Here is a 15,990-nt window from a genome sequence, read left to right as displayed (position 1 = left end):
TTTTTGTCGTAAGGGCGAGCGCACTTTTTTTGACCGCAGATGAACACGGATGGATGAGGAGGGAAGAAAGGGCGAGCGCACTTTTTGTCGTAAGGGCGAGCGCACTTTTTAGCCACCGCAGATGAACACTGATTGATGGAGTGGGTATTAAGGGCGATCGGACTCAAATCATAGCTGTTAGCCGAATCACTTTAGATTCTTTGAAAAAACCCATCCTTAATCTTTTGCTCCTCATCATTGCTGAAAGTACGATTAAATTTCGCTAAATATTCATCCCCTAACACCATAGCAGTTGCTACGGGACGATCTAGAATGTTACCAATGGGAGTATTAATTAATGGTTCAGAGATTGGCAAGAATTTGATGTTATTCTTCTCTTCCCACAATTTACCAAATAAGCTTATTCTATCAACGCCTCCTCCTCCAAATAAATTACCAAATCCAAAGTCTGTAATGAGATCAGCTTCATTGCTACTGGTAGCACCATCGCCGGGTGAAAAAACAAATATATCACTGCCATCGCCACCTGTTAGAGTATCCTTGTCTTTTCCACCAATCAGGATGTCATCGCCACCTTCTCCCAGGAGAGAGTCATTTCCATCACCACCCTCCAGGCTATCAGCCGAGCTATCACCACCACCCCATAGGGTATCGTTACCTTCTTCACCGATGAGAGTGTCTTTACCATCGTTGCCTTCTAAACTATCGTTACCCTTACCTCCAATAACTGTGTCGTCTCCTTTCGCACCAAAGATAGTGTCGTTATTATGGCCACCTTCAATCAAATCGTTGTCTTCTTCGCCATTGATGAAATTGTTGTCTTTATCGCCATAAAGAGTATCATTGCCAGTACCGCCAAATATTTCATCATCTCCTGAGTTGGCATAAAATATATCGTTTCCAGCATCACTGTAACGAGAATCACCAACGAACAAGCCCAAGGCACTGTCACTACCATCTAATTTATCTTTTCCAGCAGTACCATAGACAATATCATCTTCATCGCCTGATGTATTCTTAAAGATGAGTGCAAATGGCTTAGGTAGCTCTGTTTTTTGTCCCGGAGGTTTAACGGCAAGACTGCCATCATGTTTTCCGCCAATAGCGTTGGTGTAAGCATTTTCTTTGAAAGTGGGACTGGGATTGATGAGTTGTGTAATAGGAGTCGGATTGAAGAGTTTGCCAATTTCTCCTAAACTTTCCCTTTGATCAATAATTTGTTTTAAAGTTTGGACTACCCAAACGTGTTCCTCACCTGTATCGCCACCAACTCTACCAAAGCGAGATCCAAAATCCATTTGAAATGATTCATGAGCCTGTTCAGCGAATAACTGATTTCCTGCGAGACTTTTGCTGCCAACAAAAGCCCTTGAAAAGTTAGATACCTCTCTAAATTTTGGTAAATATATTCCTTGAACGGGATCTACAAAATCAGCTTCCGCTGTTCTGCCATCTATATCGTATCCAATACCGGGAACAAAAGCTGAGAAAGAACTTAGGTTAGTCTGCGATGGTGGATCGAGAGCCAAAATAGAGTTCACTCCTATTCCATTAGCTTTAGTTTCTTTGCCATCATTTTTATCACTGAAACCATTTTTGTATATTCTGGCAATTTCATTACTAAGTAATGACCCCAAGCTATGACCTACTAAATTGAGATTTTTACTGGCATATTCAGCATCAATGCCAAACTCTTTCAGCTTCTTAACTGCAAACTCAGCAACAGGTCTAATCCACTTAGCTCCCGTATAGTTGCCAAGTCTCATAAGAGCATTAGGAGCATTATCATTCTTATCTACTATTCCACCAGCAGCAGCTTGTCTCCAATCGAGAAGAAACACATTATCGTTAGTTTTTGTAGTTAAGGCTTTTGCTATGTCAGAAAAATCTCCATCACTATCCGACTTATCGTCAGGGTTATCATTCAAACCGTGAATAATGACCCAGGTTTTTTTAGGTTCAGTTGAATTAATTGGTGTGGAAGTTAGGGAAGATGGAAAACGCTTAAGGCTAACTTCACGTTGATTCTTCTGTTTTATCCCCAAATCATTAGGGAACTGACCATAGGGAAGTAATGTAGAACCTTCCCCCAGCCTGTCATTAATATAACCTGCTCCAACGCCTACTGTAACTCCCGCAATGAGACCCCCAATGCCAAATCCTTTACTAAACTCTGCTACTCCTATGGAACCTGCTGCTATACTGGTTCTTGTTCTACTAATCCCGTCTTTTAATTTTTTGTCAGTATCAGAATCTTCAAAAAAATTGGCAGTAATGGTCTCTGTTTCTGTGATTAGCTGATTAAGATTTGATGTTCGCACATTAACCTTCGTATCACCCAGATTACCAAATCCAGGTATTTGCAGTTTCAGATTATCGTCACCACCTGTACTATCAGATTTTAACGTGACTTTAAAATTCAGCTTATCACCCGGCTTGACATTTTCAAATTTCTTGGGTGAAATATCTTTCACATAGTTGAAATCATCATCAGCAGGTACGAGAGTAATTTCCTGACTGACTTTATCTAACCCCTCTGTAATTGCATTCACCAAATTAGCACTATCTGAGTCTAATCTGACAACCTTACCAAAACCTAATTTATTAACTAGGTCATTATAAACAGAAATATTTTTTGATGTAGGCGTAACAGCAAAAATAGGCACTATACCTGCATCAATCAACGCCTCGCGAACTTGCTGAATACTCGGATAATCTTCTCCGGTTCCCGGCGGATTTCCATCAAGAACAGCATCGCCATTGTTTCGCCTCGTAATTCCAGCTAAAATCCCACCATCACCAGCCTGGTGAAACGGTTCATCTGTAGCCACCACAACCACACGGCGAGCACTGTCACGGAAACCAATTTCAGTAGTGTCTGCGCGACGTGCCGTTTGCAGCAAGGCTTCCAGTGATGCTTCCGGATCTGTTTCGTTACCAGGTAGAATAGTTAGATTATTCACTGCCGATTGCAGTTCATTGTTGTTTATTGTTAGTGGCAGATTAGTCCGATAAACATAATGACCAGCCTCAATACTTCCGATTCCTTTTATTGGCTTGTCAACAAAACTGCCAAGACCAAATTGAGTATTGGCTTGCTGATTTGACAGAGTATCAACTAAGTTTGGTACTAAACGGCGGAAAATAGACACGTCATCCTCAAATGAGGCAGAAGCGTCTTGCAGCAGAAAAACATCAAGCGGAATCTGGTCATTCGTCGCACTTGCACTAACCGCTGAAGAACTTGGCATCTGAGCAGCCACAGTATCCACACTTTCAACACTTAATGCGCTGCGAGTGGTTGAACTAGAAGCATCCCCAGGCACCGTCACTGTAATATCTAAAGTAATTTCGCCCCCTGGTGGTAAAAACACATCGATCGTATCCGCTGACAGAATTGTTCCGGGAGTGCTCGACAGTACCTCTCCTTTCTTAATTTGAATACCAGATGCTCCCCCAATTCGATCGCTAATCCCCTTGACAAGGGTATCAAAAACCCCCGCTCCCGTTCCAGGATTTATCGCAATTCGCGCCCCATCCGCCGTGAAACCAAAAAGTTTCTCGCCCTCAAACATCAAGGCTAAAATATTACTAAAGCCAATATCACCAATTTTGGCTGCTTGACCAGTTAGAGACACCGCATACAAACTATCGCTTGTCGCCCCCTTCGATGTCGCTAAAAATCGATTATTCGGAGCATCAAATGCCAAGTCCCCACTGCTATTGAATCCAGTAGATTCCAAGTTAGCGATTAAATATAATCCCGCATTAGTGGTATTAATCGCGTATAAGTTAGAATCCCCAGCCCCATAGAGAATATCATTCGCAAATTCTAGAGCATTAATATTGACACCCGCAGGAAGGCCGCCAACAAATGAAGTTAAACCCGATACGGGATCGATTTTGAATAACTGAGTAGGCGTAATTCCGAAAATAGTCCCGTCTTTAGAAACAGCGATGTCGGAGAAACTGAAGGTACTAGCAATTTGGGTGAATTTTGCTGAGGGATCGATCGTTCCAACTTGTCCGCTTAGTCCGTCGAAAGTCGAAATGAAAGACGAACTGGCCCCTAACTGGCTAGCACTGCGGGTATCCAAACCATAGGACAAGATTGAATCGCCCTTAATCTCTTCCTCCAGAGGCGCGATCGCAGTCGCATTCACTTCACTACCCAACAATACATCATCTAGTAACTTCATCATTTAATCTCCTCACAAAACTAATATTTTCTCAACACAAAAACCAGACCAGTAACCCCCTATTACACCGAATCCTAACTATCGCCGCCGCATCCTTCTCTTCCACCAACACCCTAATCCCGTAGCTAAACCAAAACCTGCCATTGTGGTTGGTTCCGGTACAGGTTCCGATAAAGGTTCATATTCGTAGGCTATGCTTAGCGTTTGATTGGTCAATACTTGACCGCCAAAAGTACCTCGACCAGGCGTTCCCCTAACAAGAACACTACCTGTTGTTCCCACACCAAAGGTAATGCGATCTCCCGCGCACCCGCTTAAAGCACTTAGAATTTCTGACTGATTGAAACTCTTAGAATTTGTTCCTGAAGCTGTGCCGCTTACAGTTTTCGTACCGCCGCTGGCGATGTTTGTTTCCGGTGGACTGGCAAACAAACTCAAAGCTATAAAAGGGTCGGTTTTTAACTGAGGCAAATTGATGGCGATTTGAGCATCAGTTGTTGCCGTTCCAGTAAAATTACTACCTAAAGCAGTAATGCTAGTGCTGCTATTTACTGTGCCGCTAACATTGACATAAGCTTTTAATAGAGTTCCCAAAAGTGAGTTGAATTTTGGTAAGACTATATTGGTACTGCTATTTAATGGCTGTGAATTTAGATTCACAGTGAAAGTTTGAGTAAGGGAAGCAGCTTGTACGGGGAGACTCTGGTAATTTAAGGTGATAAGGCTCAAAGTTCCAGACGCGATCGCAATTCCTAATTTTTTGTAGATGTTCATTTTGGTGCACTCCTAGATAACAATATGGCACAACACAGATTTGGACAAGAATATAAGGATGATGAGGGATTTTTTCTGCATAGGCTGATTAAAAATGCGGTAATGTTAACTTGGTAAAATCTAGTGTTGTTGGTAAGTGTTGCCAAACCCAATTTCCAACTAAAGACATCAAGTAACTGAAAATCAAGGCTGTATAGACGATGCTGAAAGGAGCATAAGCTGCTAACATCCATTTGTTCGCTGAATCTTCTAAACTCTCCTGTCTTTGCAGCAATTCTGTGTAAAATTGAAACGACCTCTCCCGCAAATTGTTAATTCCTGTCAAAGCAACTAATAGGTAATAACCATCAAATCGATTCATGGGATTGAGGTTGAGGGCAACTGTTAACAGAGAGGCTGTCATCAACAAAAAGCTGGCATTGTGCAGCCAAGGATTAGAAGTTGATAAAACCCACATCCAAACGGCTGTCGCCCAAATTGTCACTTGTACTAATAATCCGGCTGCTACTACTAAGATGCGCTGTTTCCGCCTTACTAAGGCGTATTGATCTGTAGTATTTGTATAGCATCCAGGGATTAAACACATAAATAGCAGCCCGATTTCTGGAACAACGCCGCCGTAGTGTTTTAAAGTAAAAGCGTGACCGAGTTCGTGGAGGGATACTACTAGGACTGTCAACAACGCAAGCGTTAAGATAGCAGCATTTCCGCCTGTTGCCCAGACTTGTTTGCTAGAGGCTAAAATCTCCGAGGGGAAAGCTAGCCAGAGGGAGACAGAAGTTGTGATAAAAACGCACAATGCAAAGCCAAATTGTTCTGTCCAAATCCAGCGTAGTTTGTCAATGTGCTGCGTTAGCCAAGCGTCGGGATTTAATACAGGGATTTTGCAGTACAAGAGTTTCTGGAGATTGAATTTGTTAGGTGGCTTTGGCGCTTTAATTCCTTCTAACATTCCGGCTTTTGCTAACATTTGCATCAGATATTGCACGTCATCTAAACTAATGTCGTATTTATTGACGACGGCAGTTAGTGGCTGCTGACCTAGCTGCGAAATTACTTCTTTGTCAAAGCTGTCAATTTGCAAGCAGGTAATATCTTCTGAGTTGCGGAGTATCCAATAGCCACCTGGGTGGGGTATCCACTCTACAGTAGATTTTAGTTCGATGAAATTTGATGTTTTTGGAGGAGGAGAATCAGGGGTAGGATTCTCTAATTCCTCGGCTGCGGTTGCTGGTAATATTTCTAAATCATTGAGTTTTTGTAGCAGCCGCACTATGAAGTCAGAGGGAATAAAGGTGCCGGAACGCGATCGGCACCGATTAAGAATTTGGCGGGCGGTGTATTGACCTGTAAAGTGTTTTAATGCGTAGCCTTCTATCGCTTCAAATTGGTAGCGGCGGTTCCCTGCTTTTGCTTGCAAGATGACTTGACCGACGCTATCAATTCGGTCATCTAACTGCCAGTTGTCGGTGAGATTGGGACAGAGGTAGTCTGAGTCATCTTTTGTTGCAATTCTGTTGCCGTGCTCCATGATGTAATTTGAGTGATAGTTAGTTCGGCTACTGCGTTTTTACAGATAAGTGACAGCGTAGCCCCAAAATTTCAGAAAGTAAATAGCTCAAAGATGAAGTATTGTAAAGTTATGTTGCTAAAAGTTACAATATTTAGTAGTTATTGTCATTCTTAGGACAAAACAGTAGGCTTTTGACATCTGAACAGCGAGTAGCGGTTTGTAAACTTACCAGGTTCGAGGTGCATTATGGGTTTCTGGTTTCAGGGAAAAAAAGGCGAACAGGCTCAAGGCTTTGGGAAATCAACGAAAAAAGCTCGCAAATCGCGGCGTAGCTTTATGCTGGAGGAGATTATTACTCCTAGCGCTCTGATTCCTGGTGTGCATGACACCGATCCGCTGCGCCAGTTCCTTGAATCTCTACCGTTGCCAGATTTGGATGTACGTCACTCGCTGGAGAGGCTTTGGCTTCACGCGGTGCGCGAGGGTAGCAATTCTCTTCGTTTTATGGCTGATGCCGGTGGTACGTGCCCGACTACTCCCGCACCAACAAGTGATTTGCCGCCGTTGATAGATATTGACCCGCTGGGTTTGCGACACAATGGCATTCCGACTCAGGTGCCTGGTACGCCGGGGGGCGCTTGGGATACTTTAACGCCTCCGTTTATGATGCCGTTAGATCCGCCGGGGGATGGGCAGGTGAATAAGAATCAGCTAATTGCGATCGATCCGAAATTGCTAGATTTCCCTTTGGCTAATCAGCCGATTGTAGGGGCGATCGATACGGGTGTGAATGCAAATAATCCCTATATTCTTAACACGAATCTTAAGAAGGGCCATGATTATGTAGATGGTGATGATAATCCATTGCTGCAACCTGGTGAAGGTAGCGAACACGGGACTTTTATTTTAGGTATTCTTGACTCGATTAATAAGAATGCGCCGAAGTGGGTGGGAAGGGCGATCGGTTCGGGTAAGTGGGATAATTCGCTGAGGGAATTTGTAGATGCGGCGAAGGCTTCTGGACAAAAGAATGCGATCGCGAACCTCAGTTTAGATTTAACTCAAGTTAATTCTGACGGTAGTGTGACGACACGCTATCAATTTACGCCACAAGAAAGAAGTGCGATTGAATATGCGCGGCAAAATGGAGTGATGATTGTCGTGGCGGCGGGTAATGATGGCACTCTGATGTCGGTTTTGGGTCAAGCGTCGCAGGAGTTTGACAATATTATTACCGTTGGATCAGGGGATGTTAATGGGCGGCATAATTATTCTAGCTACGGTTGGGGACTGGATCTAATAGCTGACGGTGGTACTGCCGAACACCCAGTTTTATCAACAGCAGAAAGTGATTTAGGGACGATGGCCGGCACTTCTGTAGCGACTGCGAAAGTGACAGGTGCAGCATCATTAGTATGGGCAGCAAATCCCGATTTGAGTTACCGTCAAGTGATTCAGATTTTGGAGAAGACGGCGAGGGATTTGGATACGCCCGGATGGGATAATAAGACGGGTTTTGGGTTGTTAAATGTGTTGGCGGCGGTGCAGTCAGCAAAGGTGACGATGCCGGAAACTTATGCGACTCCTGCGATTGAAATTCGCGATACTTGGCTCGGTGAAGGGGAAGTTACGCCGACAGAGCGTGCCAGCGAGACTGAGGAACATTTTAGTTTGCGAGTGTGGGATGATGATGGAGTGAATCTGCGTAACAGCCCGAACTATGACGATCGCGGCCCTTTTTCAATTGCGAAAGATACGTGGCTGGAATTTGATGCTTGGACGTGGGGTAGTGTCAATATCGATCCTATTACCAACGAACAGGATGCGCTGTATTACCGAACTTGGTACAACGGTCAAGCGTACTGGGTTCCCAGTATTTGGATTGATGGCTATCCGCCAAGCCGTCCGTCTTTACTGCCGCCGATACAGTCACAACCTGAGCCGCAGCCTCAACCGCAGCCGACAGGGACATTTGAATACAACGGCAAAACCTATAAGTGGGTTGCTCACACTATTCAAGATGGCGAGTTCCTGAGTACAATAGCTGGCTACACTTTAGGAAATACTTCTGCCTTCGACATCATTGCCCAGCATAACGGCATTGCTGACCCCAACACGGTTTTTGCAGGACAGCCAATAGAAATTCCTCAAGAGGTTTCGGTTTCTAACCCGCAACCACAACCGCAAGCGCAGCCAACTAATTTTGATATAGAAAAACTCATTGCTGCTGTGCCGGCTTCTTTACAGCAATACGCGAGGCAATCTATTCCTGCGATCCTTGCTGAGTGTCAAGCCAATGGTGTTACAGATTTGGGGCAAATTGCCTATATTTTGGCAACGGCTCACCATGAATCGAATCTGGGACTGTGGATGGCGGAACTGTGGGGGCCAACCGCAGCGCAGCAAAACTACGACAACATCCTGGGCAACTATCTACCCGGTGATGGCTATCGCTACAGGGGTCGCGGTTACGTGCAAATTACGGGTCGGTCGAATTATGAGAAGTGGTCGCAGCGACTTGGAATTGATTTGGTAAACAATCCAGATTTGGCATCCGATCCGGCGATCGCTGCCCAGATACTCGTTGAGGGAATGCGCGACGGCAGTTTTACAGGCGTAGGGCTGAGCCGATATATTAATGGCGCGAACCAAGATTTTTACAACGCCCGACGCATTGTTAATGGCATAGATAAAGCCAGTTACATTGCTGAAATTGCCCAGCGTTACTTGAGCGCTCTCGGCAGTGCTGGGAGTGTTGGGAGCGTCGGCAATCCCGACCAGCGACCAGCAACGACTGGTTATCGGGACTACTATGTGAAGTCTGGCGATTATCCCTCGGCGATCGCGCTGACAGAACTGGGAGAGGCTTCCCGCTGGACTGAAATATTGAAGGAAGATTACACCCTATTGACTGATTGGGATACCACTCGTCTCCAAGTGGGTCAGTTGCTTCGTTTGCCGTTTGGTTATCAGTCGGGCACAGGTAAACCTATTACACAGCCTCCAGCTTCTACGCCGGGCAGTTCCAAGTTAACTCTAATTCGGACTGGTGGCGGTACTCCTTTAGATCAGCTCAAACAAAAGGTTCAGGATCTTCAGAAGGAAATAGACAACATTAACGGTCAAATTAACAATAAACAAACAGAAGCAAAGACAAAAGAAGATGACGCCAAGAGCAAAGAATGGTGGACTTGGTGGCCTGGGATTAAAACTGAGTATGACAAGTTAAAAGAAGACGCACGTAAACTTAGAGATGACATCTCTAATCTTGAGTTGCAGAAGAAGAATAAAGAACAAGAGATAGAGCGGGTGCGTAAAGAACTGGAGAAATCAGCCAGGGTTATGGCATTTTTGGACACCATTGCTTATGCTGAAGGTACTCTTGACTATGGAGATAATAGTTATCGCAAGTTAGTAAATCCCGGCGGTTTTTTTGAGGGTTTTGCTGACCATCCTCGAAAAAAAATATTGGTTAATTCGAGTAAAAAGCTATACTCTACGGCTGCTGGAAGATACCAATTTCTCGATTTTGTGTGGGATGAGGAAAAACGTAAACTTGGACTTAATGACTTCAGCCCAGCAAATCAAGACCTTGCTGCAATAGGTCGTCTAAAGAACAGAAAAGCCTATGAGGATGTAGAAACTGGTAATTTCGAGCAGGCTGTAATAAAAGCAAGAGAAGAATGGGCTAGTTTCCCAGGAGCTGGTTATACCCAACCAGAAAAAAGCATGGAAAAACTTAAGAAAGTTTATCAAAATAAGCTGGCAGAGTATATAGGATAACCAGCATTGACAACGCAATTAGTTGAGCAATATTTGCAATGAATTTCTTCTCTTTCCCCTTCCTGAAATAAAGTGCGCTTGCCTTCGAGTATATTTCTCAAGAGCAATCGCTCTTGGCTACACAAAAGAAACCGGGTTTTTCAGATGACTGAAGAAGCTTCTATACCCCCTGAAGCTGTCCCTGAACCTATTTTAATTTTGGGAATTTTGTCTCAAGCAGTATTAGGGATAGGGTGGCTGCGGAAACGCCAACAACAAAAAGCAAGATAATGGGCGATAGAGGCGCTGTTTGCTATCCCGATAGGTCAGATGTTAACCTATTAGCCAACGCTCCCCCAGTCAAAAATTAGCGCTCGCGTCTGATTCATTACTTCTCAATTGCGATACCTTCGAGGATAGTAAAGGGTGCGATCGCTCGAAACTCACCATTGAAAGGGTGATCGCATAGAAACCAATGGAAAATTTCCCACTGAACTTCTACGTGATCGCCCCCAGTTCCCCAATCCCCTCGACTCGACTAAACCATTTCCAGTTCTCTGGGTTTCGATTCGGTCGCAGGCGTGAGAGTAGTTCGCGACTGGGACAAAGCTTTTTCCCGTTCTACAATCATCTCTTGGAAACGAGCCGCTGCTTGCTCTGTCAGGGGAATTTGAACGTCCCCAGTGTGAACGTTGGCTTTAAACACGGTGCGCTTGGACTCGTTTCTGACAAAGCAATCCCCGTTAGGCTGTACGTAAGCCGTCCATTGGTTGTCGCCAAACTTAAAGTGCTGAGTGCTATCGGAAGGAAGGTGCGATCGCCGCTGTTTGTAGGTTTCCGAAACAACGCTAAAGAGGGTGTCTTGCAGAGAAAGCCGCCAGTTGTCAGCTTTAGCGTTGGTGATATCGTGTTTTCCGTTAACTGCTGTTTCTGGTTTTGAAACCCGTTCTTGTGAAGTGTTATCATTTTGTGCGATCGCACTACGCCCAGTTTTCCCCAACTCAGAACTTTGAGATACTTCAGGTGAATCGAGCGCGGGCAATTGAATTTCAGGCAACCGAATCGATTCGCGATCGACTTTCAGCATCACCGACCTGCCGCCTTTGTCGGGGGAAAGCGTCGCCTCAAAAGTAGTTCCAGGGGGAAACTTAGGACTTTCGGGGGAAAATGTACCCAAGTTTTTATCGTCAAGCTGGATAATGGGAGTGCCTTGAAATCGGTAATACTTCTCGTGAGTGGGAGGTAAATCGATCGTTCCCACTTGCACAGTGACTTTCCGATCTTTCCATTTTGACTTGGAGAAATCTTCCTCTGAGTAGTCGTTATCGGGATGTTTGACATTGACTACTTCTATTTGATTTACCCGATAATTTGACAAAGCATCCGAGATTTCATCCATGAACAGTTTGTAGACAAGTGCGCCTCTACCTGCTTTATCTTGAGACTCGATCCACCGACAATCGACGGGAGGGACGATGAGGAGTCTGGTTTCATTACCGGAGTAGTTTGTTACCTTCAAAGAGTCGGTGTCGATGCGATCGTTAGAATTGTCTCCGTATTTGGTATCCAGTTTCGCCACCATGCTTTGGGGTAAGTTTTTGAAGGCGAATTCAACTAGCGGCAATTCGGGATGAGCAGTGGCTTCGTATGCAATTCCTTTGCTATCGAGTGCGTCTTTCCATTGGTTAGGAAGGTCAATGGTTCTGCCATCTTTAGTTTTAACTTTTTGGAAAGGAACTTGCAGCACGTAGACATCTCGCGGTAAGGCTTCGTGCAGCAATTCGTAGTCTTCTTGGAGGGAAAAGGTAATTTCCAAATCCTCTGCCACCTTCTGGCAAATTGTCCGGTGTTTGCTCAGATTATCGGAAGTGTGGGTAGCTTGGAATAAGGCATGAGCAGCCCTGGTTTTTCTTTCAGGAGTATCCCAAATTTCGTCAATCTCCGCTCGATAACTGTCATAAAGTTTGCCCATTTCCTCTTTTCGAGTTTTGATATCGCTGCCAGTGCGATCGTAGATAATGCTTTTGTCCTCTTGAAAGCGCTGCACCAGGTCTTTCGCCCATTGTAATTCGTTTTCTTCCCAAGGGAGGTCATTTTCTTTGCTGTGTCGGTACTCGATTTCTCTCTCTACTAAGGCATTTTTGTACTCATAGAAAACGTGCAATTCCTTCCCTTCTTTTTCATACTCAATGCCTGCTGCATTCAGTTGCTGGCGATTGTCTTTCGACACGATTAAATGAGCCGGGATGGGGGGAAGAATGTGCTGAAATTCATCTCGGTTGCGGTGGATGAGTCGCGTCTGTTCCCAATAAGGGTTAACGGCTTCTTTGGCTAGGACGTAAACAGGATTGGGAAAGTCGGCGGGCATGGGAAATTGTTTGTACAGTCGATCGTCTCCTTTGTACTGGAAAAAGTAAGTGCAGCTTTTGTGTTTCTCGCACCATTCATCTACTTTTTCTAGTAAGGTGTGGGGATTTAAACCTGTTTTCTCTTTCACTTCTTTGGCATCTTTACCCCGCAGCGAGTTTTTCTGGTAGTCAACTTCGTACTGTTCCATGATGCTGAGAGCGGCGATAAATCGCTTTTGCTGCTTGAGAAATAGCTTTTCATCTTCGCCGGGGTTGGGGAGTGCTGCTGCTACTTTACCAATGGCTAAAGCGACGATTCCGACTTCATTTTGAGAGCTGGCAACTCCAATTTGTTCTAGGGTGGTAAATTTGCGCTGACCTGCTTTAACTTTACCTTCTCTGACTTCGGGGTCGTCTTCTCGATACCGAGCTTTAGTATAGGGAACTTTCTCCGCTTGTACCACTTCTCCGAAGTCAAATAATCCGTCTTGTGCTGGTAAGATTTGTTGGGCAATTTGAGGAATTTTTCGAGATTCGATGCCAAACGGTTCGTCACCGTCAAAGTCTCCTTGATGGAACTTTTCTAAGTCTTTGGGATTGAACCAAATTACCCCTTTGATTTTCGCCATGACAGCGCGAATTTCCTCTGGAATATTTTCCAGGTTTTTTGCGTGTACATTTTGATATATCCTCAGACCATCTTTGTTGAGAATTGGGAATCGACCTTGAACGCATTCTCCTTCTTCTAAATGGTTAGCGCAAACCGTGCCTTTGGGTAAATCTTCGCAGGGTAAAGCCATTGCAGAGGTCATTGATAAAGCTCCCCTGGTTGCCAGATTTCGCCATTTGGATGCCAGCCACCTTTCTGCCATATTGGTGAATTCGGGACTGCCTATCATCAGTCCGAATTTATCGGCTTTTAGCATCTGGATGTCCTGTCTTTCCCGCTTTTTATCTTCGGTACTTTCCTCGCTGTCACCGTTGATTTCTTCCTCAATTGTAGTTGAGAGTTTGTCCTGCTGTTCTTTAAGTTTTCTTTCGTTCAAACGAGCCAGAAATGCTTCGCGCCTGTCGTAATCTTCAATCATCGCTTGGCGCAATTTCATGGGGTCGCGTTGCAGTGCTGCCAGTCTTTGGGCTTCGGCTTTAGCTGCTGGTACTAGGTCTTGTTTTTGGGCTGCTTCGTCGAACCAAACTCCGGTGGATTGCCAGCTTGTTTGGGTGATGCCGATTTGACTGTTTTTGCGGTTTCCCAGGATGGCTTTAGGTAATTCGTAATCGCCACAAGGAATGAGTTCTTTGAGTTGTTTTTTATTGATGCCTTTGATGCTGGAACGGTCTAAAATAAGTTGAGGTGTGTTCCCTTCAGAGTCTGCTAATGAGTCGAGTAAATTATCATCGGGACGGAGCGTTCCTTTAGCTAGAAAGCTGACTTGGGGTGTGGATTCTGTATTGTCTGTATTCCAACTGCGAAGCCAAGCGAAACGAAATTGGCTAGCTCGGTTTTTCTCGCCGCCGATGCTTTTGATTAACTCGGAACTGATTGCACCGTGACAGTCTCCGGTTCGATATTTAGCATATTGCGGGTCGGTGAAATCAACAATTTTTACTCGCAGGTTGTCGCATTCTGATACGCCGGACATACAAGTGCTGACTAGAAGGGAACCGTAGCGACAGGCGGTGTCTTTTTCGGTTACGAATAAGTCTCCTATCTTTTTGGCTAGGGTTTCGTCACCAAAGTAATAACTGTTGCCAGATTGAAATATCATGCGTCGCTTGATGCCATCTTCTGGGTCGTGGATGCTGGCGCGTAATTGGCTAGGATCTGGATTGGATTTGTCAAGTTTGACAATCATTAATGTCTTCAGTTCGTCTGGTTGAAACATTGCTTGCAAAATCGAGTGGCGTAGGATTTCTGGGTTGTTGAAAAATTTTCCTACATTTCGACCTTTGGCATCAGTGTAAGCAGCATCAAAAACGGGAATCTTGAGTCCTTGTTCGGTAACAACTGTGGCGACCATGAGTTGATTTCTCCCTAGAATCGAGGTGTTATAATAAGAATTGTTGAAACAGTTGGTAAGGCAGGTAAGAAAAGTCTATCTAAGCCTTAACAGGTTGAAACTTGGTCAAGTGTTGACCGTTGGAAGTGTTTTTGAGGTGATTGAAATGGAACTAAAGGTTGATGCAATTGTTAATCCGGCTCTGTTTGAAGATGAAGATACTGAGCTGGTGGAATTGGCGATCGCTCCTGAAGATGAGGATAAATACCCATTCGTGCGTCCCAGCAGTGCTCCTGCGGATTTGATGGACAGACCGGAGAGAGTTATTACAGAATGGGAGAATATGGACTTTGATGAGCGAGTTCAGGCTGACCCTACATATATAGATAGGGTTTAGGCGTAGGGGGACACATAGCAGAGGCATGGGGTGTTTGGTTCGATGGGGCGGCGGTAGCCGCCCTTTAAACGTTTAATATCTTTTAGTTTTGACCTATCCTTAATGGAAAACCCTTTATAATACAAAATATAATACAAGTACCATACAGTAAAGAATGAGCCCCTATCCCCTTAACAATCAACAGCAAGAGCAAATATACCACTGGCTAAACTCCCTTGTAGGGCCTGGTTCTGCTGCCTTCTACCGCGATGCCTGTCGTCTCATGGAAATGGAGTCGCCGTTAGAGTCCACAACACATTATGTAGCTCACTCATTGCGAGAAATTGAGAGTGCGTTACGCGATGTGTTAGAGCCATTAGCAAAACCTGTGGTAAGCAACCCCAATTTGTCTAAGTGTCCAAGCTGCGGGGATAAATTTTCACAATCTAATCAGGCTCCTTCTCATAAAGATGAAATTAGTGCTATTTTGCAAGCACTGGGCATTCCTGAAACAGAGACAGTAGCTCAAACTTGGCTGAAGTTAGCAGGTAGACAAAATGAATATGGTTTGCATGGTCGCGCACATCGTAACGATCTTGGCCCGCCACGTCCACTTGATGAAAGATTCAAACAATTTGGGAGCATCCCGGTTTTGTAAATATCCGAATAAGTGTAAAATAGTTAAAATCAATAAAAGCGTCAAAAAAAGTCGAGAAAAAGAGCCATGACCCCTGAAGAACTAGAGCAGTTGCAATTCTTTTCGGCAGAAATTGCTAAAATTTTGTATAACAATACACCCCCAAGTGAACTGACCAGTCTGGAAAATATTGAAAAACATCTCAGGCAACAATGGCTAGAAAAAGTTGGCCCACAAATCGGTTTTTTTTTATCAAACAAGCAACAGGAACAGAACAAGGACGACCGCGCACAGTAAAAAGCTGTATTGGTGAACTAATAATTACTGAAAAACAGGCCGAAAAATTACAGTTCAAGAAATCTACTCGATTATCTCCATTAT

General features: G+C 44.5%; 9 protein-coding genes. 5 read left to right on the top strand and 4 right to left on the bottom strand.

The features are described from left to right. Window positions 1-191 precede the first annotated feature (191 nt). The 3 genes from QT996_RS09720 to QT996_RS09710 form a co-directional block, all read right to left on the bottom strand. A complete protein-coding gene (locus QT996_RS09720) occupies window positions 192-4,202 on the bottom strand; it encodes a VWA domain-containing protein (RefSeq protein ID WP_333046195.1) in 4,011 nt (1,336 codons plus the stop codon). Between the two features lie 75 nt (window positions 4,203-4,277). Continuing rightward, entirely contained in the window at window positions 4,278-4,973 is a 696-nt protein-coding gene (locus QT996_RS09715; protein ID WP_333046194.1) for a PEP-CTERM sorting domain-containing protein, read from the bottom strand. Between the two features lie 88 nt (window positions 4,974-5,061). Next, entirely contained in the window at window positions 5,062-6,504 is a 1,443-nt protein-coding gene (locus tag QT996_RS09710; protein ID WP_333046193.1) for a hypothetical protein, read from the bottom strand. A 228-nt stretch (window positions 6,505-6,732) separates the two neighbouring features. Here QT996_RS09710 and QT996_RS09705 point away from each other — a divergent pair, with 228 nt between their 5' ends. Next, window positions 6,733-10,269: a S8 family serine peptidase gene (locus QT996_RS09705; RefSeq protein WP_333046191.1), complete on the top strand. Its 3,537-nt coding sequence runs from the start codon at window positions 6,733-6,735 to the stop codon at window positions 10,267-10,269. Between the two features lie 144 nt (window positions 10,270-10,413). Then, a complete protein-coding gene (locus QT996_RS09700) occupies window positions 10,414-10,539 on the top strand; it encodes a PEP-CTERM sorting domain-containing protein (RefSeq protein WP_333046189.1) in 126 nt (41 codons plus the stop codon). A gap of 247 nt (window positions 10,540-10,786) precedes the next feature. Here the strand turns inward: QT996_RS09700 and QT996_RS09695 are convergent, their stop codons facing one another. Beyond that, window positions 10,787-14,617, bottom strand: a complete 3,831-nt coding sequence (locus tag QT996_RS09695; RefSeq protein WP_333046186.1) for a hypothetical protein — start codon at window positions 14,615-14,617, stop codon at window positions 10,787-10,789. Window positions 14,618-14,726: 109 nt separating this feature from the next. Here QT996_RS09695 and QT996_RS09690 point away from each other — a divergent pair, with 109 nt between their 5' ends. The 3 genes from QT996_RS09690 to QT996_RS09680 all read left to right on the top strand — a co-directional run bounded on the left by QT996_RS09690 (window position 14,727) and on the right by QT996_RS09680 (window position 15,906). Then, entirely contained in the window at window positions 14,727-14,993 is a 267-nt protein-coding gene (locus QT996_RS09690) for a hypothetical protein (RefSeq protein ID WP_333046185.1), read from the top strand. Between the two features lie 154 nt (window positions 14,994-15,147). Then, the gene (locus QT996_RS09685; protein WP_333046184.1) at window positions 15,148-15,630 is read left to right on the top strand and encodes a hypothetical protein; all 483 of its coding nucleotides are present in this window, start codon (window positions 15,148-15,150) and stop codon (window positions 15,628-15,630) included. Window positions 15,631-15,696: 66 nt separating this feature from the next. Further along, window positions 15,697-15,906, top strand: a complete 210-nt coding sequence (locus QT996_RS09680) for a hypothetical protein (RefSeq protein ID WP_333046180.1) — start codon at window positions 15,697-15,699, stop codon at window positions 15,904-15,906. The last annotated feature ends 84 nt before the right edge of the window (window positions 15,907-15,990 follow it).

Source organism: Microcoleus sp. S13C4 (assembly GCF_036700865.1).
Classification (GTDB): Bacteria; Cyanobacteriota; Cyanobacteriia; order Cyanobacteriales; family Microcoleaceae; genus Microcoleus.
The sequence above is the reverse complement of the archived record's forward strand: the minus strand, read 5'-3'. Positions and strand labels throughout refer to the sequence as shown.